This is a genomic window from Mesorhizobium sp. CAU 1732 (genome assembly GCF_039888675.1).
Taxonomy (GTDB): domain Bacteria; phylum Pseudomonadota; class Alphaproteobacteria; order Rhizobiales; family Rhizobiaceae; genus Aerobium.
The window spans coordinates 3521429-3543088 of sequence record NZ_JBDQQR010000001.1; the positions used below are offsets into that span (position 1 = coordinate 3521429).

General features: G+C 65.1%; 17 protein-coding genes and 1 tRNA gene. 6 read left to right on the forward strand and 12 right to left on the reverse strand.

Translation table 11 applies throughout. The annotated features are described in order from the left end of the window. Window positions 1–46: 46 nt before the first annotated feature. The 4 genes from AAFN55_RS17180 to AAFN55_RS17195 all read right to left on the reverse strand — a co-directional run bounded on the left by AAFN55_RS17180 (window position 47) and on the right by AAFN55_RS17195 (window position 6412). Window positions 47–2515: an extracellular solute-binding protein gene (locus AAFN55_RS17180; protein ID WP_347800046.1), complete on the reverse strand. Its 2469-nt coding sequence runs from the start codon at window positions 2513–2515 to the stop codon at window positions 47–49. Next, window positions 2512–3180, reverse strand: coding sequence for a response regulator transcription factor (locus AAFN55_RS17185; RefSeq protein WP_347800047.1), 669 nt, complete (start codon window positions 3178–3180; stop codon window positions 2512–2514). Before AAFN55_RS17185 ends, AAFN55_RS17180 begins: the two co-directional genes overlap by 4 nt. A gap of 131 nt (window positions 3181–3311) precedes the next feature. Beyond that, window positions 3312–4202, reverse strand: coding sequence for a DMT family transporter (locus tag AAFN55_RS17190; protein ID WP_347800048.1), 891 nt, complete (start codon window positions 4200–4202; stop codon window positions 3312–3314). A gap of 122 nt (window positions 4203–4324) precedes the next feature. Continuing rightward, a complete protein-coding gene (locus tag AAFN55_RS17195; protein WP_347800291.1) occupies window positions 4325–6412 on the reverse strand; it encodes an ATP-dependent helicase in 2088 nt (695 codons plus the stop codon). 165 nt (window positions 6413–6577) lie between these two features. Between AAFN55_RS17195 and AAFN55_RS17200 the strand changes: the two genes are divergently transcribed. Beyond that, window positions 6578–9052 (forward strand): M66 family metalloprotease, encoded by a 2475-nt coding sequence (locus AAFN55_RS17200; RefSeq protein ID WP_347800049.1) that lies wholly within the window; start codon window positions 6578–6580, stop codon window positions 9050–9052. Between the two features lie 3 nt (window positions 9053–9055). Next, entirely contained in the window at window positions 9056–9364 is a 309-nt protein-coding gene (locus AAFN55_RS17205; RefSeq protein WP_347800050.1) for a hypothetical protein, read from the forward strand. Window positions 9365–9445: 81 nt separating this feature from the next. On the opposite strand, the gene AAFN55_RS17210 is transcribed toward AAFN55_RS17205, so the two are convergent. From AAFN55_RS17210 to AAFN55_RS17220, 3 genes are read right to left on the reverse strand one after another with little or no spacing between them, the layout of a single operon-like run. Next, the gene (locus tag AAFN55_RS17210) at window positions 9446–11698 is read right to left on the reverse strand and encodes a xanthine dehydrogenase family protein molybdopterin-binding subunit (RefSeq protein WP_347800051.1); all 2253 of its coding nucleotides are present in this window, start codon (window positions 11696–11698) and stop codon (window positions 9446–9448) included. Further along, window positions 11691–12749, reverse strand: coding sequence for an FAD binding domain-containing protein (locus tag AAFN55_RS17215; RefSeq protein ID WP_347800052.1), 1059 nt, complete (start codon window positions 12747–12749; stop codon window positions 11691–11693). Before AAFN55_RS17215 ends, AAFN55_RS17210 begins: the two co-directional genes overlap by 8 nt. Then, entirely contained in the window at window positions 12746–13249 is a 504-nt protein-coding gene (locus AAFN55_RS17220; RefSeq protein WP_347800053.1) for a (2Fe-2S)-binding protein, read from the reverse strand. The genes AAFN55_RS17215 and AAFN55_RS17220 overlap by 4 nt, the downstream gene beginning before the upstream one ends. A 177-nt stretch (window positions 13250–13426) precedes the next feature. On the opposite strand from AAFN55_RS17220, the gene AAFN55_RS17225 reads away from it, so the two are divergent. Together AAFN55_RS17225 and AAFN55_RS17230 are read left to right on the forward strand one after the other, a co-directional pair. Next, window positions 13427–14017, forward strand: a complete 591-nt coding sequence (locus AAFN55_RS17225; protein ID WP_347800054.1) for a helix-turn-helix domain-containing protein — start codon at window positions 13427–13429, stop codon at window positions 14015–14017. Window positions 14018–14283: 266 nt separating this feature from the next. Next, window positions 14284–16008 (forward strand): calcium-binding protein, encoded by a 1725-nt coding sequence (locus tag AAFN55_RS17230; RefSeq protein ID WP_347800055.1) that lies wholly within the window; start codon window positions 14284–14286, stop codon window positions 16006–16008. 199 nt (window positions 16009–16207) lie between these two features. Here the strand turns inward: AAFN55_RS17230 and AAFN55_RS17235 are convergent. Continuing rightward, window positions 16208–16283, reverse strand: a tRNA-Ile gene (locus tag AAFN55_RS17235). Window positions 16284–16397: 114 nt separating this feature from the next. On the opposite strand from AAFN55_RS17235, the gene AAFN55_RS17240 reads away from it, so the two are divergent. After that, window positions 16398–17129 (forward strand): SIMPL domain-containing protein, encoded by a 732-nt coding sequence (locus tag AAFN55_RS17240; RefSeq protein ID WP_347800056.1) that lies wholly within the window; start codon window positions 16398–16400, stop codon window positions 17127–17129. 81 nt (window positions 17130–17210) lie between these two features. Here AAFN55_RS17240 and AAFN55_RS17245 read toward each other — a convergent pair whose 3' ends face one another. From AAFN55_RS17245 to AAFN55_RS17255, 3 genes are all read right to left on the reverse strand, one after another. Further along, window positions 17211–17579, reverse strand: coding sequence for a hypothetical protein (locus AAFN55_RS17245; protein WP_347800057.1), 369 nt, complete (start codon window positions 17577–17579; stop codon window positions 17211–17213). A 130-nt stretch (window positions 17580–17709) separates the two neighbouring features. Next, window positions 17710–18123, reverse strand: coding sequence for a ketosteroid isomerase-related protein (locus AAFN55_RS17250; protein ID WP_347800058.1), 414 nt, complete (start codon window positions 18121–18123; stop codon window positions 17710–17712). Window positions 18124–18173: 50 nt separating this feature from the next. Beyond that, complete coding sequence (locus AAFN55_RS17255) at window positions 18174–18620, reverse strand: YcgN family cysteine cluster protein (RefSeq protein ID WP_347800292.1); 447 nt, start codon at window positions 18618–18620, stop codon at window positions 18174–18176. 167 nt (window positions 18621–18787) lie between these two features. Between AAFN55_RS17255 and AAFN55_RS17260 the strand changes: the two genes are divergently transcribed. Further along, window positions 18788–20698 carry an OmpA family protein gene (locus AAFN55_RS17260; RefSeq protein WP_347800059.1) on the forward strand — a complete coding sequence of 637 codons (1911 nt, stop codon included), beginning with the start codon at window positions 18788–18790 and terminating at the stop codon, window positions 20696–20698. Between the two features lie 91 nt (window positions 20699–20789). Here AAFN55_RS17260 and AAFN55_RS17265 read toward each other — a convergent pair whose 3' ends face one another. Continuing rightward, window positions 20790–21659, reverse strand: coding sequence for an NAD(P)-dependent oxidoreductase (locus AAFN55_RS17265; RefSeq protein ID WP_347800060.1), 870 nt, complete (start codon window positions 21657–21659; stop codon window positions 20790–20792). Window position 21660 lies beyond the last annotated feature (1 nt).

Consider the following 21660-nt stretch of genomic DNA (forward strand, 5'->3'; position numbering starts at 1 on the left):
GACGAGAGACTAGCACCCCAAGCTGTCAGCGACCTGTCACGTGCCGTCAGCGCGGCGCGACGATCTCGCGCCAGGTTTCGAGGAAGCGGGCGCGGCGCTGTTGATCCAGCGAGACGAGCAGCGAGGGTCCCAGCGCCAGTGGCTGCACCGCCCCTCGCCCGCGACTGCCGATCGCCTCGGCCGTGAAGCGGCCGAACGAGCCCGGCATGACCGAGCCGAGCGCCGCATCGCCTGCCGCCACGCTCTGGCCCTGCGGCGACAGCGCGAAATCGACGAAGGCTTTCGCCAGATCGGCATGCGGCGTGTCGCGCGGGATCAGCATGGTTCGCGTCAGGACGAGAACGTAGTCGTCGGGCACGATGATCCCGATCTTCACACCGGCTGCCTGCCGCGCCAGCGCGTAGGAGCCGAGCACGTTGTAGCCGAGCGCCAGATCGCCGCGCGCGACCATGTCGAGGATTTCGGGGCTCGACCCGCTGAGATGGACGCCTGTCCGGCCGAACGCCGTCGCAAGCCGCCAGAAATTCGACGAGATGAGCTGGTCCTGGGCGGCGAGCAGATAGCCGACGCCGCTGGTTGCGATATCGTATGTCCCGACCTTGCCGCGAAACCGCTCCGGCTGGTGCTCCAGCAATTCCGCAAGGCGCAGATGCGTCCGGGGTAATTCGTCCTCGGCGATCAGCGCCGGATTGTAGATGATCACCGCCGGCTCGAAGGTGAAGCCGATCACCTCGCCCCGCCATTGCGCCCAGCGCGGCAGGGCGCCGAGGTATGGCGACTCGTAGGCGAGCGCATGCCCGTCATTCGCGAGCTTCAACTGGAGATCGGATGAGGAACTGATCATCAGATCGGGCCTGGGCGCGAGGCTCCCGTCGAGGAATTCCTCATACATCGGAAGCGTCTCGGTCTCGCGGTAGACGACCGTGACCTCCGGCCTGACCCGCTGGAACCCCTCCACGAACCGGGAAAAGAGCGGCGTATCCGTCGTGCCGACGATCGTCAGAACCGTCTCGCCGCCGGCTTCGCCCGCAGGCGCCGCGTAGCGCGTCTCCGCCGCCACCGCCGAAATCGGCTGGAAGATGGAAGCGGATGCCATCACCGCAACCGCGATCAGCGCCGCAAGTCCATGCTGCGGTGATATCCGCTCCATGCGCACCGGCAGGCCGATCTCCATCGTCAACCCGCCACCGTCGCGATCGAGGAGCCGCAAGGTTCCGCCGTGCGAATCCACCACCCGCTTGACGATGGCGAGCCCGAGGCCGGAGCCGGTCTTGCCTTCTCCGGCGCTGCCCCGCTTGAAGCGCTCCAGAACCGCGTCCTTTTCCGAATCCCGGATTCCCGGCCCGCGATCCGAGACGGACAGTCTCAGTTTTCCATCACCCTGCGTCGACGCACCGATCTCGACCGGCCCGGACGAATACAGGATCGCGTTGTCGACGACATTGCGCAGCATCTCGCGAAGCACCACCCGGTCGGCATAAAACTCGGCATCGCTCAACCCCTCGGCGATCGACACCCGAACCCGCTCCACGACCGACGGGTCGAGCCGTCGCCGCACGTCCTCAATCAGCCCCGATACCGTGGTCGGCCGTGCGTCGCGCATGTCGAGGCGGTGCGAAATCGTCGCGTCCATCAGCAACTGCGACACAAGCTGGCTCGCCTGCGCGGCACTTTGGTGAATGCGCGCGACGCGCACCCGCAGTTTGTCCGGATCAGGCTCGTCCATCGCCACCTCGGCCTGCGCGCGCAGCGAGGCGAGCGGCGTGCGAACCTCGTGCGCCGCCTCGGTGACGAGCCCGCTCATGCGCTCGATGGCCAGCCGCAGCCGCTCCGTAAAATCGTTGAGCGCGGCGACGAGTTGGCTGACCTCTGTCGGCACAGGCACGGTGACCGGCGACAGATCGTCGGGCGAGCGCGCCCGCAATTCCTGTTCGAGCGATGCGAGTGGCGCGAATGTCCGCCCGATGCCGAACCACACCAGCCCGACGGCGAGCAGCGTCAGCGCCACCAGCGGCACGATCGCGTTGGAGAGGATTTCGTTCGACAGGATTTCGCGCTCGTTTTGCGTTTCCGCCACACGGATCGTCACCCAGCCCGTCGCATCGGCGGTTGAAATGAGACGCCCGACAGTCGCCAGCCGAAGCAGTTCGCCGCGATAGGGCAGATCCTGAAACACCGGTTCCGCCGAAATTGCGGGTGCGAGGTCGACGGCAAGATCGTCATAGCCCGTCACCAGTGCATTGTCCGGCCCGCGGACCGTGTAGAAAAGCCGGTCGCCGCCCGAAAACATCGCGAAGGATGCGAATGGCAGTTCGACCAGCACCGCGTCGTCCTCGATCTGCACGGCTCCGGCGATCGTCAGCGCGGAAGCCGCAAGCAGGCGATCGAAGGCGCGATCGGCAGCACGCTCGGCATAATCGTTGATGAAAATGGCGAGCGCCACGGCCGCGACCGCGAGCAGCGAAACCGCCAACGCGAAGATGCGCCGCCGGATCGAGAACACCTTGCGCGTCATTTCAATGCTTTCGCGAGATAGCCGACGCCGCGTACCGTCTCGATATCGAGCCGCGAACCCTCGATCTTGCGGCGCAGCCTCGACACCTGCAATTCGAGCGCGTTGACCGAGACGTCCTCGTCGAAATTGAACAGTTGCGCCATCAGCCGCTCCTTGGGAACCACCTGCCCCACCCGCGCGACAAGGATTTCCAGCAGGCGGAATTCACGCCGCCCAAGGTCGATCGTGCGATCGCCGAGCGCGACCAACCCATTCGCGAGATCGATGCGCAAATCGCCGACGGTCGTCACGCTCGTCACCTGCCCCGCTGGGCGCCGCATCAAAACCCGAAGCCGCGCTTCCAGTTCGCGCAGGTCGAAGGGCTTCACGAGGTAGTCGTCCGCGCCACGGTCGAGCAGGCTGACCTTGTCGTCGATTTCCGCGCGCGCGGTCATGACGAGCACCGGCGTCTCGGATTTGCTGCGGCGCAGTTCGCCAAGTATGGAAATCCCGTCCCGGCCGGGCAGCGTCAGGTCGAGCGCGATGACGTCGAACTGCTCGCGCAGCGCCATCTCGATCCCGTCGTCGCCGTTGCGCAGCCATTCCACAGAATGGCCGGCATCGCGCAGGCGTCGTTCGATCGCCTCCCCCAGATCTTCATGATCCTCGATAAGCAATATGCGCATCGCTTGCCGCACTCCTCCCGGCAGCGCGTCACAATCGCATCTGCGCGCCCGCGCATCAACGCGTTCGTTTTCCCGCCCGTCACGTCTGGTGATTTCGATTCAGCTTCAACGGCTTGAACGCTTAAGCTGATTCAAAGCCTGTTGCGGAAGAACGGGTTCCACCGCACCACGCCGAGCCGCACCCGTTCGCGCACCAGCGTCAAAAGGCCGGCACCCGCGAGCACGCCGAGGCCGACGAGCGACAGCGCATCGGGATACTCGGCGAAGAACATCGCGCCGAGGATCACCGCCCAAACAATCTGCGAATAATGCGTCGGCGCGATCTGGTTGGCCGGCGCGATGCGCGTGGCGGCCAGCAATGCGACCTGTCCGCCGGCGGCAAACCCGCCGGCAAGCGCGAGCCAACCCGTCTGCTCGAGCGTCGGCAGCGCATCGATCGTGAACAGCATCGCCACGCCGTTGATGATGATACCGTAGGCCATCAGATAGCCGAGCATCGTGGTGCGCTTTTCGGTGACCGCAAGCGACCGCAGGAGGATCACGGTCAAGGCAGCGAGGAACGCCACGGCCAGTGCGGAGAAATGGCCGGGTTCGAGCGCCCGAAAGCCGGGTCGCACCACCAGCATCACGCCGACGAATCCGGCGATGACCGCAAACCAGCGCCACGCGCCGATCTGCTCCTTCAGGAAGATCATCGACAGGATCGTCACGAAAAGCGGCGCGAGGAAGATCAGCGCATAGGCTTCCGCGAAAGGGATCGTTGTGAAGGCGTAGATGCCGAGAACGCTGGCAACGATACCGGACAACGCGCGTGCGTGCACCGCGAATGGACGCTTCGTGCGCCAGAAATGGCGCCACTGCTCATGGCTCGGCTTCGTGAAATAGATGAAGACGCTGGAGAAAACGGTTGTAAAAAAAGCGATCTCGAACGTGCCGATCTGGCCGCCCAGCGACTTGATGACGGCGTCGGCCCATGAAAAGCTCGCATAGGCGAGAAGCGCAAGCAGGACGCCGTTCTGCACGATGGAAGGTCCCGGAGGAAAGCCGACGCGGATACTCGCGCTTGGTGCGCATCCGGACGATAGCGAAGTCTCCACGTCCGGTACGCTATCGGCGGCACCGGCGCAAGACGCGCGATTGGTCCCTAGCGCCACATCCCCCGCATCCGGCTCTTCATGTCGATACGAACATTCGGCTGAGGCGACCTGCCTTGGGCGGCGGATGGCGGCGGCCACGACACGCGGCTGAACGCGTCGAGCATCTGATCGGTGATAAAGCGCGTGCGCGACGCATAGACGTGGCGGTCGCCCCGCGCCGCCTGCCCGTGCACGAAGAAGCGCTGCGGCGTGATCAGGTGCAGCGAATCCTTCGCCCGCGTCATCGCGACATAGAGCAGCCGCCGCTCCTCCTCGATCTCCTCGCGCTCGCCGACCGCGAGATCGATCGGCATGCACCCGTCGACCGCGTTCAGGACGAAGACCTTGGTCCACTCCTGCCCCTTGGCAGAATGGATCGTCGACAGGATCAGATAGTCCTCGTCCAGATGCGGCGGGCCGGGCTCGTCACTGGTGGCATCCGGCGGATCGAGCGTCAGGTCGGTCAGGAACCGCTCGCGCGACGGATAGCCCGATGCGATCTGTTCGAGCTGGATCAGATCCGCCCGCCGTGCTGCGGCGTCTTCGTGAATCCGCTCCAGATGCGGTTCGTACCAGAGACGCACCCGTTCCAGATCTGCCGGCCACGACGATTTCGTGCGAAGCGCCTGGAAGAGATCGACGAAAGCCGGCCACTCCGCCTCGGCACGCGCCGGCGCGCGAAAGAACCGCAGGCCCATGGCCGCGTCGAGCGCGCGCTCCATGGCTTCCATGGCCGCTGCCGCCGACGACGGCCCGATGCCTTGCATCAGTTGCAGAACCCGGAAGCCTGCGACCCGATCGCGCGGATTCTCGGCAAAGCGCAGCACGGAGAGCATATCCTTGACGTGTGCCGCATCGAGGAATTTCAGCCCGCCGAACTTCACGAAGGGAATGTTGCGCCGCGTCAGTTCGATCTCCAGCGGCCCGGAATGATGCGACGCGCGGAAAAGCACCGCCTGCGCCTTGAGCGCCGTCCCCTCCTCGCGTTCCTCCAGCACCTTCTCGCAGACGTAGTTCGCCTGTTCGGCTTCGTCGCGCACCGTCACCAGTTGCGGCTTCTCGGACGAGCGCCGCTCGGTCCATAGGTTCTTGGTGAAGCGCTCCGACGCCTCGCCGATCACGGCATTGGCAGCCGCCAGAACCGTCTGCGTCGATCGGTAGTTGCGATCGAGCGTCACGACATCGGCAGCCTTGGGAAACAGCGTCGGGAAATCGAGGATGTTGCGCACCTCCGCGGCACGGAACGAGTAGATCGACTGCGCGTCGTCGCCGACCACGGTCAGCCCGCTTCCGTCCGGCTTCAACGCGGTGAGGATCGACGCCTGCAGCCGGTTCGTGTCCTGGTATTCGTCCACGAGGATATGGTCGAAGCGCGCGCCCAGATGCTCGGCGATGGCCGGCTCGCCGCACATCTGCGCCCACCACAAAAGCAGGTCGTCATAGTCGAGGACGTTCTGGGCCTGCTTCGCTTCGACATAAGCCGCGAAAAGCTGCTTCAGCTCATCCGCCCAGCCGATGCACCAGGGAAAGCTCTTGGCCAGCACCGGCTCCAACTCGGACTGCGCGTTCACCGCACGCGAATAGATCGCGAGGCAGGTGCCTTTCGCGGGAAACCGGCTCTCCGTCTTGGACAGGCCGAGTTCGTGACGCACGAGGTTCATCAGGTCGGCCGAATCCTCCCGGTCGTGGATCGTGAACGCCGCATCGAGCCCGATCTCCAGCGCATAGTCGCGCAGGAGCCGCGCCCCGACCGAGTGGAACGTGCCGGCCCATTTCAGCCCCTCGGTCAGGATTGCCGCCTTGTCGCCCATCACCTCCGCCGCGATGCGCTCGACCCGCCGCGTCATCTCGGACGCCGCGCGGCGCGAGAACGTCATGAGCAGGATGCGGCGCGGGTCGGCGCCCTTGACGATCAGATGCGCCACCCGGTGCGCCAGCGTGTTCGTCTTGCCCGAGCCAGCACCCGCGATGATCAGGAGCGGCCCCGCGACCCCGCCCCCGCCATGCTCGACAGCCGCCCGCTGCTCGGGATTGAGACGGGCGAGATAGTCTTTTGGCTCGGCGGGAGCGATCGAATCACGGATGGCGAGGATCATCCGGCCATGAAGCATCGTTTATGCTTTGTTCGCAACCACGCGCGCGCGCGCCGGCTTCACCCGCAGATTTCTTGATGCAGCTACCACTAATGCAGTAGTATCTAACCCCTGTCCGGGCGTGATAAAATCCGCCAGCGGGACGGCTCCTGTTATCGGGAGACGCAGATGGACATTCGGCAAAGCTCGTTCAATTTTCCCGAAACCGACGGCAAGGGACCGCAATCGGCATCCACACAGCTTTCGTTCCCGCGACGCGTCGTCGGCGCGGCTGTCGGCATCATGGGCTATTCGGCAGCGTTCGAAAATCGCTCCGACCACCACCTCGGCCGCCTCATCGTCGAATTGAACGCCGGCGTGAACGGCGGCGACAACACCAAGGTGGATGTCTCAGGCTCGTTCGGCCTGCGCGACTGGTCGGGCGAATGGGACGATCCCTATAGCGGGGTCATCGACTTTGCCGTCTTCGCGCAGTTGGCGCCTGTCGCTCCGCCCGCTCCCGGCAATGCCAGGGGCGATCTCATCGTCGCCGATGCCGAGATCACCCAGGTGATCCAGCACTTCCGCAGTTCGAAGCATCTCCACACGGCCAACGTGTTCCCCGACAACTCGATCCGGCTGGTCGCATCCAAGCCGACCGCGATTCGGCTTTATGTCGATTACGACGCGTCGAGCGGTCTGGCGCCCATCGGCACGCTTTCGGGCGAACTGCAGGTCGTGTCCAGCGCGGGGACGATGGCCCTTCCTCCGCTCGAACGGATCGCCCCGCGCCGCGACATCAGCATCCAGCGCAGCCAGCGCGAGCACACGCTCAACTTCCTGATTCCGGAAAACCTGTGCGTCGGCACGGTCACCATGACCGCACGCGTGTTCAACGCTTTCGACGACACGCAGTTTTCGACGGACTTCTCGCGCACGCTCACCTTCGAGGCGCAGCCCGCACTGCCGATTTTCGCGGTGGGCATCGAATACACCGGGCCCGACGTCGCCGATGCCAACTTCCTCTCCGCACCGACGATGGCGGATTTCGTCAGCCTCTTCGGCATGACGGAAGCCCTCTATCCGATCCCGTCGGTCGCCATCCCGAACTTCGTCACCATGACCTATGACAAGGCGGTGAAGTCCGACATCAATGACGGATGCGACAAGATCGGCGATCTGAAGGATGCCGTCAGCGATCTTGCAGGCGATTCCGACGACATCGTCTACGGCCTCTACAACAGCGGGCTCGACACGGGCTCGGTCGGCGGCTGCGGCGGAGGTGGCGTGGCCGTCGGCCAGATCGGCGCGCAGGGAACCGCCGCGCACGAGGTTGGGCACGCACTCGGCCGCAAGCACGCGCCGTGCGACAACGTCACGCGCTGCGCCGAACCCAAGAACACCGACGACGATTATCCCGATTACAGCGGGTTCGATTCCGACAGCATCGGCGAATTCGGCTTCGACACGCGCGCCGCTACGGGCCGGATCAAGGACCCGGCGATGGCGCACGACATGATGGGCTATTCGGGCGACCGATGGATAAGCCCCTACACCTACAAGGCACTGATGAGCCGTATCCCGGAATCCTTCGCCATCGCCGGCGCGGACATCGCATCGGTGTCGGCGTCGGAACTGGGAGCCAGCGCCTTGCGTGCGTCGCGCATCAAGGACGATCGGGGTTCGTGGATACCGATCAAGCAGCCGCAGCTCTTCCTGCGCATGGACATCCAGCGTGACCGCAGCGTGACGTTGCATCCGTGCTTTCACTTTCCGGCACGGCCACGCTGGCGAGGAACCGAAAAGACCGAATTCCTGCTCGAACTCCATGATGAGAAGGGAACCATCCTGCGCAGCGCGTGCCTGTACACCGACGAAGCGGGATGCGGCTGCGGTTGCCACGGCAGCACTTGGCCGCTCAAGATCAGGCAGGCCGTGGCCTTCGATGATCGCGCCGCCGTTCTCGTCCTCTATGAATGCGAGAAGGAAGTCGCACGATGGCCGATATCCTCGCCGCCAAAAGTGAGCATCGAGGTCGCTGGCGCCGACGACCGCGAGCGCAAGAACATCGTCGTCAGTTGGGACGTCGACGAGACCAAGGGCCGTGGCTCGGATGCCGTCTGGTATCTGGTCCAGTGGCGCGATCGTTTCGGAACCTGGCGTGGCCTAGCGCCCCGCACGCAGAAGACCGAACTCACGGTGCCCAAGCGCATCTTTTCCGGCGAGCGTTCGTCAACGATCCGCGTGCTCGCAAGCGCGGGCATCGCCACGGGCGAAGGCGGTTGGGAAGGTGAAATCCTGCAACCAGGCACGCGCCCACAGACCGGACTGGAGATCGACCTGATCGACATCGGCGCATTGACCGCAGGCGTTCGCGACGCTCCCCGGATCGTCAAGGCCTCGATCACCAACCGGGCCGGCGCCGCCATATCCGGCTCGAAGCTGCGCTGGTATGACGCGAGGGGCGCCGAACTGGGCCGCGGCCGCAGTTTCGATCTCGAAAGCCTGCGTGTCGGGCAGCACCAATTGACGGTCAGGGCGATGGATGATGGGTCCGGCGGCGGGGCGAACACCTTCCTGGTGGAGCGCACCGCAGACGGCCGCTTCCACATTCCTGTCGGGGATCGGAAGACGCGTCGCGAGACGAAACAGTCGGAGGACTAAGTCATGGAAGTTCGCAACGGTACGATTTCGTTCAACCGACACCGCAATTCCGGCCCGCGCAGCGACACCGGCGAGGTGATCTTCTCTGCGCCGGTGACGCAGGCGGCAGCCATGCTGCGCGGCTTCGACGTCGGCTTCTCACCCCGGGACGACCACCATCTTGGCAATCTCGAAGTGCGCCTCGAAGCGACGATCGACCCGCTCGCGCCGCAACGCGTCAATGTCGAGGCCGTCTTCGGCTTGCGGGACTGGTCGGGGGATTGGGACGACAATTACGAGGGCGAGGTCCACTTCACCGTGGTGGCGGAGTAGCGCCTCCAGTCGTGAGATCGATGCAAGACCGGCAGCGCGATCACTCGCGCCGCCGGTCTTTTTCTTCAGCCAAGGGAAGGCCTACTGCACGAGATCCTCGATCCGGATCGGAAAGCGGCGCACCCGCACCCCGGTCGCGTGCCAGATCGCATTCGCGATCGCGCCCACCGTTCCGGTGATGCTGATTTCGCCCACACCCTTGATGCCGAGCCCGTTCACGTAAGGATCGTCTTCGTCGATCAGCAACGCATCCATGTGCGGAATGTCGGCATGGACGGGGATGTGATAGCCGGCAAAGTCGGCATTCATCGGCCGGCCCGTGCGGCGGTCGTGGATCGCCTCCTCGTGCAGCGCAAACGAAAGGCCCCAGATCATGCCGCCATAGAGCTGGCTGCGCGCCAGCCGCGGATTGATGATCCGTCCGGCCGCGAACGCACCGACCAGCCTGCTCACGCGCACCTGCCCGAGGTCGGGATCGACCTTCACTTCCGCAAAGACCGCGCCATGCGAGAACATGGCCCGCGCCTCCGCATTGGCCGGATCGCGGCCGCCCTTTCCGGTGCCCTCCAGCGTCGCAACGCCGGCGCGCGCAAGAATGTCGGCATAGCTCTCGCTGCGGCCGCCATCGCCACGATGATAGAGCCGACCATCGCGCGCCTCCACGCCGGCATTGCCTGCGCCGAACAACGGAGACTCCGGGTCGTTCGTCGCGATCTCGGCCAGCTTGGCGATGGCGTCGGTTCCAGCATTGTGGAGCGCGTTGCCGGCAGTGGCCGTGTGCCCCGAGCCGCCGGCGACACCGCCATCCGGTAGATCGGACGTGCCCGAGCGGAACTCGACCTTGTCGATGTCGAGCCCCAGCCCGTCTGCGGCGATCTGGGCGAGTGCTGTCCACGCCCCCTGCCCCATGTCGGCGCCGGCGGTCTCGACCAGTGCCGTGCCGTCGCTGCGGAGCGTCGCCCGGGCCTGCGCCTGGAACATCGGCGCGGGGAACAGCGCGCTGCCCATGCCCCACCCGACGAGATTGCCGGCATCATCGCGCATCTGGCGGGCGGCCAGCGGACGGCCCTCCCAGCCGAAGCGCGCCGCGCCCTGTTCGTAGCACTCCCGCAGGGCCTTGGCGGAAAACGGCTTGCCTGTTGCGGGGTCCGTCTCCGCGTAGTTGCGCAGGCGCAGTTCCAGCGGATCGAGGCCGCAGGCGAGTGCCGCTTCGTCCAGCGCGCATTCCAGTGCCGCCGAGCCAGTCGCCTCTCCTGGCGCGCGCATCGGTCCGGGCGTTCCCGTATCGACCCGCACGCCGCCATGCCGCGTCGAGATCGCGGGGCTGGCATAGAGGTTGTGCGAGGCGTTGGCCGCCGGTTCGATGAACTCGTCGAAGCTGCTGGTCGTCGCGTCCGAATGGTGCTCCAGCGCGGTCAAATGGCCTTCGCCGTCGAGACCGAGACGCAGATGCTGCCTCGTCGCACCGCGATGCCCGACGGGTCCGAACATCTGGTCGCGCGGCAGCACGAGCTTGACCGGCCGCCCGACCATCTTCGCCGCCAGGATGCACAGGATCTGCGGCCCGGCGATGATCGCCTTCGAGCCGAAACCGCCGCCAAGGAAGGGGCTGCGCAGATGCACGTTCTCGGGCGGGATGCCGAAGAAGCCTGCAAATCCCGCCCGCGCCATGACGATGGCCTGGTTCGGCGTGTCGATGCTCAGCCGGTCGCCGTCCCATTCGGCCACCATCGCATGCGGCTCCATCGCATTGTGGTACTGCGCCGGCGTCTCGTAATCCGTGTCGATCAGGTGCGTGGCGGCAGCGATCCCGGCCGCGATATCGCCTGTGTCGAAGTCGGGATTGGCGCCGACCCCGACCGTCGCCGGCTCATAGGCAACGCCGCCATCGAGCCCGATGCGCGCCGGTTCCGCCTCATAGGTCGGTGCGAGCAGACGCGCGCCCTCGGTCGCAGCTTCGAGCGTTTCGGCCACGACCAGCGCGATCGGCTGCTTGGCATAGCGGACCCGGTCGTTCTGCAGCGCCTCTATGCGGAAGCTGAACATGCCGTGCTTCTCGTCGGGATCAAGCGCCAGCGGCGGCCGGTTCGCAGGCGTGATCACCTCGACGACACCGGGATGCGCCCTGGCGGCGGCAACGTCGAGCGAGGCAACCCTGCCGCGCGCGATCGTGCTGACCGCCACGACGGCATGCAGCATACCCTCGGGATGGTTGTCGGCAGAAAAGGTCGCAGCACCGGTAACCTTCAGGATGCCGTCGCGCCGCGTCAGCGGCTGGCCGCTGGAAGAGCCCAGGCGAACATGTGGCGTGGGTGAAGAGTTGGTGTCAGGCATGGTGGGTAACTCCGGTGTCAGAGCTGAAGGCGGATGCGGGCAGCGCGGGCATGCGGTCCGGTGTCCCGGTCGACGCCAGCAGGAAGGCGCGCGTCACGACCCGCTTTGCGAGTTCGATCTTGAAGGCGTTGTCGCCGGACGGGCGTGCGTCGGCCAGCGCCAGATCGGCGGCGCGGGCGAAGGCCTCGGTGGTCGGCGCCGATCCCTCCAGAGCGGCCTCGGCGGCACGGGCACGCCACGGCCTCGCCGCCACGCCACCCAGCGAAAGCCGGGCCGCCACGATCGTTCCGTCTTCGATCCGCAAAGCGGCCGCCGCCGAAACGAGGGCGAAGGCGAACGACGTGCGCTCCCGAAGCTTCAGGTATCGCGCATGGGACCGGAATGTCGCAGCATCACGCGGCAGGCGCAGGGCAATGATCATCTCGCCCGTCTCCAGCGCATGTTCGCGTTCGGGCGTCGTACCGGGTAAGAGAAGGAACTCTTCCAGAGGCATTTCGCGCGACCCGTTCACGCCTTCGATCTCGACCACCGCGTCCAGCGCAACGAGCGGAACGCAGAAATCGGACGGGTGCGTTGCGATGCAGGCATCCGACCAGCCGAGCACGGCGTGGCTCCGGTTCTCGCCGCCCAGCGCATCGCAGCCTGCGCCCGGATCACGCCGGTTGCACGCGCTCGCCGCGTCGTAGAAATAGGCGCAGCGCGTGCGCTGCATCAGGTTTCCGCCCACCGTCGCGGCATTGCGCAATTGCGGCGAGGCACCCGACAGCAGCGCTTCTGCGACGGCGGGATAAGCCGTCGCGAAGTCCACGTCGCGGGCGAGATCGGCATTGCGCACCATCGCACCGATGCTCACGCCGCCATCCGGCAGCGTCTCGACCTTGGCCAGGCCGGGCAATCGCGTGATATCGACGAGGCGGCTCGGGCGCATCGCCCCGCCCTTCATCAGGTCGAGCAGATTGGTTCCGGCCGCCAGATAGGCAGCGCCGGGTTCGGACGCGGCAGCGACCGCTTCGGCGATCGAAGCGGGACGAACATAATCGAACAGGTTCATGCGACCTTCCTTTCATCGCCCGCGCGGTCTTCGATGCGCTTCTGCGCGTCGAGCACGGCCTCTATGATGCCGGCATGCGCGCCGCATCGGCACAGATTGCCGCTCATGCCTTCCCGGATGCGCTCGGGATCGTCGCCGGCTTCACCCTCGCGGATCAGCGCGTATGCGCTCATGATCTGGCCGGGCGTGCAGAACCCGCATTGAAACCCGTCATGGGCAATGAAGGCTGCCTGGACCGGATCGAGCTGACCGTTCTCCGCCAGACCTTCGATTGTCAGGACCTCGGCGCCGTCATGGCTCACCGCCAGTGCGAGGCAGGAATTGACCCGCCGGCCATCCACCAGCACCGTGCAGGCGCCGCACTGGCCGCGATCGCAGCCCTTCTTCGTTCCGGTGAGATCGAGGCGCTCGCGCAGCAGGTCGAGCAGCGTGACACGCGGATCCTCGAGCGTGACGTCTCTCGCGACGCCATTGACAGTTAGGCTGATTGACAGAGTCATGTTTGCTCCGTTCGGTGATATCTGGGTGTATGTGGGCGTAGCGGGGGTCGACGGTGCGACGGCCGCTTGAGGGTCTCTCGTAAGGCGGGCACAAGAAAATGCAGCACCGCGCTCACGAAACATGTTATACGGAGGATGCCTCCGTTTTGCAAGCGAAAATTGGGGATTACAGATCAGATGGGACTGGAGCGCGAAAAGACAAGCCGTAAACCCCGCGCGGACTCCCTGCGAAACCGCGAGCTTCTGCTCGTCGCCGCGCGGGATGTCTTCTCAGCCGGCGGCCCCGACGCGAGCCTCGAAGCCGTGGCCAGGTCTGCAGGCGTCGGCATCGGTACGCTCTATCGCCACTTCCCGACCCGCGAAGCGCTGTTCCAAGCCGTCTACCGTCGCGAGATCGACCAGCTCGTCGAGCTCGGCACGACGCTCGCGGCGGAAGCCCCACCGCTTGAAGCGCTGCGCCGCTGGCTCCACGCGAACATCGGAATGGTGGCCACCAAGAAGGGCATGCTCGCGGCACTCGCGCCGGCGGCCAACAGTTCGACACAGCTCTATGCCGATTCATCGGCTCGCCTTGCGAATTCGGTCGGCACTCTGATGGCAGCCGCGATCACGGAGGGAGAAATCCGCGACGACATCGCGCCCGAGGACGTCATGCGTGCCCTGATCGGCATGTGCTACACCCGCGACCAGCCCGGCTGGCAGGACACCGTCATCCGGCTCGTCGATGTCTTCGTCGACGGGCTGCGCTTGAGACAGCCCACACAGTAGCCATAGCCGGACGCTGCCGAGAGGCCCCGGGTTTCCCGCTCGCATCATTCATTTGAATGACGCGCAAGCCGCGATCCTCTTCTAACGTTTGGTGCAGGCCTACCATTTCACATGTCGCAGGTTCCTGCCCCCTCGTAGACCATCACCCGAAGCGTGGCGTGATGCGATCGTCGAGAGCGAAGCCGGATCGAAGCGGGACGTGATCAACGATGGCCTTCGCGCTTTCGGTCATGACCTTCCGCAATCCGGAACCTGGAGAGATTCCTATGGCAAAGTTTAGCTTTCTGAACACGAGCGGCATGGCGATCACGACAGGGCCTGCCGTGTCCCAGACGATAACCTCGAGCGTCACCGGAACGGTCACGGATGTCAGCGTATCGCTGAACGGACTGAGCCACACCTTTGGCGACGATCTGGACATGCTGCTGGTCGGGCCGAACGGCACGAACAATCTCATGTTCATGTCGGATGTCGGGGGCAGTACGGATTTCGTGGGTGACGTCCTGACGATCACCGATGCCGTCGCCGAGCGCATGCCTGACGGCACAGCCATCGGCTCCGGCGCCTACAAGCCCACGAACTTCAACGCCAGCGCTCCGGAAACCGATGCCTCATTCGGCTCTGCGACGGGTGGCATCGTCTCACCCGGGCCAGTCGGAGGGGGAACGTTCGCGTCCGCGTTCGGCGGATCGTCCGCATCGGGCAACTGGACCCTCTACGTCGCCGACGATCTGGCGGGAGACGATGGCAGCATCACCTCCTGGGGCATCACGATCACGATCGCGGGAACTGCCGCGGCGGTTTCGGGAACCGGCGGCGCAGACAGCTTCTCACTCGTATGGACCGGAGCCACGACCGGCTTCTACCGCCTGAACGGCGCGACGGTTCAGTTCAGCGACGTCACGGCGTTCAGCTTCGATGGCGGATCGGGCAACGATACGATCGTTGCCGGCAGTGGCAACGAAGTCGTCAACGATGGCGATGGCGTGGATCTTGTCCAGTTGGGCAACGGCAACGACACCCTGATCATGGGCGACTCGTTTGCCGGCGGCGACAGCTATGACGGCGGCGGCGGCATCGACACCTTCGACGCAAGCGCATTCTCCTGGGGCACGGCCGTCACGATCGACCTCACCGCTCAGAACTGGAGCTATTCCGGCGGCAGCGAATCGATCATCGGTTTCGAAAACATCAGGGGCGCAAACGACTTCGGAGGCAATCTGGAGACCCTTCGCGGCAACGCCCTCAACAACAGCATCTTCGGCAATGGCGGCAACGACGCTCTCTTCGGGATGGATGGCGACGACCTGCTCGACGGCGGCGCCGGCGCGGACTCGATGACCGGCGGCACCGGCAGTGACATCTATGTCGTCGCCGCGGCCGGCGACCAGACGATCGAACTCTTGAACGAGGGCACCGATACCGTTCGCAGCTACATCAACTGGACCCTCGGCGCGAACGTCGAACGCCTGGAACTGCTGGGTTCCGCGGCCAACGGAACCGGCAACGCGCTGAACAACACACTTGTGGGCAACTCCCTCGCCAATGTCATGAATGGCGGCGACGGTCAGGACTACATCATTACCGGTGCGGGCCGCGACACGCTGAACGGCGGCAACGGTAACGATACGCTCGTCGGTGGCGCGGGCGGCGATACGATGAATGGCGGCGCGAACAACGACACCTTCCTCTACCTCGCGCTGTCGGACAGCGGCGTCGGCGCGACGAACCGCGATTCGATCAATGCGTTCGTGCACGGCCAGGACAAGATTAACCTCGCCGCGCTGGACGCCAACGCAGGCGCGGCCGGCAACCAGGCATTTTCCTTCATCGGCACGGGTGGCTTTTCGGGCGTCGCGGGCCAGTTGCGCTACGCGGCCTACGGCAGCACCTGCATTATCGATGCGGATGTGAACGGAGATAAGGTCGCCGACTTCCAGATCGCCGTCAGCGGAACCAATTTCATGACGGGAACCGATTTTATCCTCTGATGCCCGCAGGGCGGTACGAGGTTCTCTGCGGTCCGATTCGGGCCGCGGAGGGCCTTCGGACGGTGTCGGGGGAGATCAACGAAAACGGATGTGTACGGCAGGTCTTGAAAAGGGCCTGTGGGCACCGCTGCGCAATCAGACTGCGCCGCCTCGATCAGGCTCTGAAAATTTCCTATAAAATCAAATATTTATGGAAAAATGGTGGGCCCGGGAGGACTCGAACCCCCAACCAAGCGGTTATGAGCCGCCGGCTCTAACCATTGAGCTACAGGCCCCACTCAGGCTGACCTAGTGGCTTTTTGTTTTGCGCACAAGCCTGTCGCCGCAATCCACCCATAATCCCCGCCTATCTCGATTCGGATGAGGGACCTTTTCTACCGGAGATTGACATGAAACGACGCCACGTGCCGCTGCTCATCGCTGCCGCGCTCGCTTTGACCTACACCGCTGCAGTGCCTGCATTCGCGCAGGACCAGAAGCAGCCCCCGCGCGTCGTCGTGGTCGGCGAAGGCGAGACCGCCATCGCGCCCGACATGGCGATCGTGACGCTTGCCGTGATGCGTGACGCGGAGACCGCCCGCGCCGCGCTCGACCAGGCCAACGAGGCGATGACCGCGGTGATCGCCGCGATGAAGGAAGCCGGCATCGAGGCGCGGGATCTGCAGACCGCCGGCCTCCAGATCAACCCACGCTACGTCTATCCGCAAAATGGCGAGGGCGAGCAGAAGCCGCGCATCGTCGGCTACGAAGTCTCGAACACGCTGACGATCCGCGTGCGCGACATTTCCAAGGTCGGTGAGGTCATCGACGAGTCGGTCACGCTGGGCGTCAACCAGGGCGGCAGCATTTCCTTCGTCAACGACGACCCGAGCGCGGCGATGACCGAAGCCCGCAAGCGCGCGGTCCAGGACGCCACGTCGCGCGCCCGCACGCTGGCGGAAGCTGCCGGCGTGGAGCTCGGTTCGATCATCGAACTGTCGGAACAGGCCATGACCCCGCCGCCGATGCCGATGGCCACCAAGGCGTTCCGCATGGAAGCGCAGGCCGACGCCGTGCCGGTGGAAGCGGGCGAGAACACCTACCGCGTACAGGTCAACGTGACCTTCGAGCTCAAGCAGTAGGCGCAAAGTCGCTGCGCATGAACGAAGAACGCCGGCGGAAATCCCGCCGGCGTTTTTCGTTTCAGTACAGTCTTGGGCGCGTCAGCGGATGACCGGGCAACCCCGCTCATTGGCGAAGGTGACGCGGGCGAATTGGCGCCCATGCGTGCGGCCCTCGACCCGCACCACGCGGCGATTTTCATGGATGATACGGGCATGGCGAAGACCCATGCGCGATGCCTTGCTGACGGCCTGGCGCGCCCCGCAGCGTCCCGCGCGGTACGACGGGCGGTGCCTGTCGCGAACGGTATGAACGCCGCGATCGTTGAAGTGGAAGCCGATGCTCGGGCCTGCATGGCCGGAGCCGAAGCCGAGATAGACGCTGTTGCTCTGCGCCTGCGCGGGAATGGCGGCGAGCGTACCGACTGCGATGAGGGCCGAAAGGGCGGCGGTCTTGAATTTGGCGAACATGGCGGTCTCTCCGGTTTCTGTCGCGTTTCGATGTCGCGAAGATGCCAGACCCAACCTGAACGCGTAGCGAACTGCCCGTTCATTTACAGTTCAGCTTCGTGGTTCAGCCGAGATACCGCAGCCGGAACGATCAGCCCTTCGAGACCTGTGCGATCCAGTCGGTGAGGTTGTAGTAGGTCGTCACCCGCGAGATCAGCCCGTCATCGACTTCGAAGAAGATGCCGGCGGCAAGCGAATAGGTCTGGCCGTTCGCCTCGGGAAGCCCCTCCGCCGTCGAGAGATACGTGCCGCGCACGGTGAATTCGGCAGCGCCCCGGCTTCCGCCCTGCCCCGCCATCACCACCACGTCCGACAGTTCTTCCTTGTAATGGCGGTCCATCATGCCGAGGAACCAGCGGAACGCATCCTTGCCGATCTCCCGCCCGCCCTGGTTGATGTCGTGGGCGACATCGTCGGACAGGCAGGCGAGCATGCCCTCGCTGTCGCTCGCGTTGAAGGCGGCGATATAGCGTTCGATCAACGCGACGGTTTCGGCTTCACTCATGGGGTCTGGCCATCCTCATCCTGGAGATCGTCATGTCAGTACGCCACAGCCTACGGTTCGCCGTCGAGCATGTGGTCGAAATAATCCTCGACATCGTCCAACTCATCTTCGGCCGCCGTCACCCGGCCACGCATCGAAACGCCCGCCGCGTGGACGGTGTCGCGGCTGCCTGACACCAGATGGTGCCACCAGTAGAGGTCGCGGCCTTCCGCGACGAGCCTGTACGCGCAGGTGCTCGGCAGCCAGCTTATCGTGCGGACGTTCTGCGGTGTGAGCTGGACGCAGTCCGCCACTTCGGCCTGGCGGTTCTCGTAGTCGCGGCAGCGGCAAGCGCCCGCGTCGAACAGCCTGCATCCCACGCTGGTGAAGTGGATATCGCCGGTATCCTCATCCTCGAGCTTGGACAGGCAGCACTTTCCGCAGCCGTCGCACAGCGCCTCCCACTCGGTGGGCGACATCGTCTCGAGGGTCTTTTGTTTCCAGTAGGGCAGCGTCATGGATGCCGGTTTGAGCGCTCCGGCGGCGCTGGTCAAGCCGGCATGTGCCCGACACGGTTTTGCCGCAGGAAAGCCCGCATTTCGCCCATCACGATATGAAAGTGGAACCAACTGCCGGGATTGGTGTTGCCGTGCTGTTGGGACGACCCGGACAGGAGACGATACCTATGAAGAACCGTGCACGCATTATTGCGGGTACAGCGCTCGCGCTGGTGATGGCGGCGGGCAACGCAACGGCTGCTCCGCAGTCAGGCGTCCGCGTGAATGGCATCGGCGTTGGCGATTTCGCTGCCGCACCCGATGCGACCTTGAACACTGGACCCGTTCTTCTCGCTCAGAGCGAGCAGCCGACGGAAGAGGAATTGAAGCGTCAGCGCCAGCAGGAAAAAGGCGGAGGGGCTGAAGAAGCACCCGCCGAGGAAGCGCCTGCCGCCGAAGAGGCCCCTGCGCCGCAGGAAGCGCCTCCTGCCGAGGAGGCTCCAGCCGTTGAAGAGCCACCGGTAGAGGAAGCGCCTGCCCAGCAGGAGGCACCGCCCGAGGAAGCCCCTGCCGCTGAAGAGGCTCCCACGCCCGAGCCACAGGCTGAAGAACCAGCTCCTGCTCCGCAAGAAGCCCCGGCAGCCGAGGAAGCTCCCGCTGCGGAAGAAGCACCTCCCGTAGAGGAGGCTCCTGCCCCCGAGGAAGCCCCGGCCGCCGAAGAGGCTCCAGCCGAAGAAGCACCAGCGACACAGGAAGCTCCTGCCGCTGAAGAAGCTCCCGCTCCGCAGGAAGCCCCTGCAGCCGAGGAAGCCCCCGCACCGCAGGAAGCGCCTGCCGAACAGGCACCGGCAACGCAAGACGCGCCCGCTGGTGAGGCTCCCCAGCCGCCGGCCGATGCACCGGCGACCCCGCCCGCATCCGGCGAGGTGGCACCCGTGCCCGGACAGCCGCCTGCGGCCGAAGGTGAACAGCCGCCGGCTGTACCGGATCAGGCAGCTCCCGCCGAGACTGCACCTCTGGAGAGCGAAGACGGCACCCCGATCCTCGACAGCCAGAAGGGCGAGGAAGGCCAGGCCCAGCCAGGTGCCGCGGAAGCACCGGTCGATGCCGGTCCGCCGCCCACCACCGATGTGGAAGCGCGCGAATCTGCCCAGCCGACCGAAATCATCCCGGTGATGCAGGAGGAAGGCCGCCGTATCGAGCGTCGTGAAGGGCGCCGCGAGCGGCGCGAAGGCACCGACGTGCTGCGCGAGATCGGCGATCGCGTCGTCATCCAGTTCAACAACCAGACGATCGTTGAAAGCAACGATCATGGTCGTGTCGAACGCGATGCGAGCGAGGTCTACTACGACGAACTGCCACGCGGCAGGACGCGTGAGACGATCGTCCGTGAGAACGGCGTCCAGGTCGTCACCATCCGCGACCGGTACGGCGACATCATCCGTCGTTCGCGTATCACGCCGGATGGTCGCGAATACGTGCTGGTCTATGCAGGCGACCGTGACGACGATCGCGACGGACCGCGCGAATGGCGCGATCCCGCGCTCGACCTTCCGCCGCTGCGCCTGACCATTCCGGTCAACGAGTACATCCTCGATGCCGAAACAGTGGACGACCCGGATGTGTATTACGACTTCTTCGAACAGCCGCCTGTGGAGCGTGTCCGTCGCCTCTACACGGTCGACGAGGTGAAGTACTCGGCCCGTGTCCGCGACAGCGTCCGTCGCATCGATCTCGATACGATCACCTTCGAGTTTGGTGCGGCAACGATCGCCGAAAGCGAGGTCTCACGTCTTGAGGGCGTGGCCACCGCGATGGAGCGCCTGCTGGAGAAAAACCCGGCGGAAACGTTCCTCATCGAGGGCCATACCGATGCGGTCGGGTCCAACGTGGCCAATTTGGCCCTGTCGGACCAGCGTGCCGAAGCGGTCGCGACCGCCCTGACCAACGTGTTCGGCATTCCGCCGGAGAATCTGGTTACGCAGGGCTATGGCGAGGAATACCTCAAGATCAACACGGAAGAGCCGGAGCGTGAAAACCGACGCGTCGCGATGCGCCGCATCACGCCTCTGGTCGCGCCGATGGCGAGCAACCAGTAGTTCCCTGCCCCGTTCCCGATATCGGGAACTTGGCGAGAGAGTCCGGCCGCCCCACGGCCGGGCTTTTTTTGTCCCAGTGTCTGAAATCGCTTCAGCCGAACGGCCGGGCGACTTTGGTCGGCACGCTCTCGAAGACCGCATCCGGCACGAAGAAATCGCCCGCCAGCGGTCCCGTCGCGCCATCCGCATAGACGGAAAAATCCGTCACGCCTTCGTCGCGCAACACCTGTTCGTCGATGAAGAAGTTGCCGGTGGTCTCGCGCGACGGCCGGTTGAGGATCGCATGCGCGGCATCCGCCATGATCTCCGGCGCGCGGCTCATCTTGGCCATCGTGTCGCCGCCCAGCAGATTGCGCACGGCAGCCGTGTCGATCGCCGTCAGCGGCCAGAGCGAGTTGACGGCAATCCCGTCATCCGCGAACTCCGCGCTCATGCCCAGCGTGCACATCGACATGCCGAACTTGGCCATCGTGTAGGCGACGTGGTTCTTGAACCATTTGGGGCTCATGTCGAGCGGCGGCGCCAGATTCAGAATGTGAGGATTTTTCGCCAACTTCAGGTGGGGTATGCATGTTTTCGAAACGAGAAACGTCCCGCGCGTGTTGATCTGGTGCATCAGATCGTAGCGCTTCATGTCGGTCTGCAGCGTGCCGGTCAGGTTGATCGCGCTCGCATTGTTGATGCAGATGTCGATCCCGCCGAAGCGCGCGACCGTCTTGGCCACTGCATCCGCGACCTGCTCCTCGCTACGGATGTCGCACAGAACCGCCAGCGCCTTGCCGCCTGCGGCCTCGATTTCCGCCGCCGCCGTATGGATCGTCCCCGGCAGCTTGGGGTGTGGCTCGGACGTCTTCGCCGCGATCGTCACATTCGCACCGTCGCGCGCCGCCCTCAGCGCGATCGCGAGCCCGATCCCCCGCGATCCGCCCGAAATGAACAGCGTCTTGCCCTTGAGCGACATG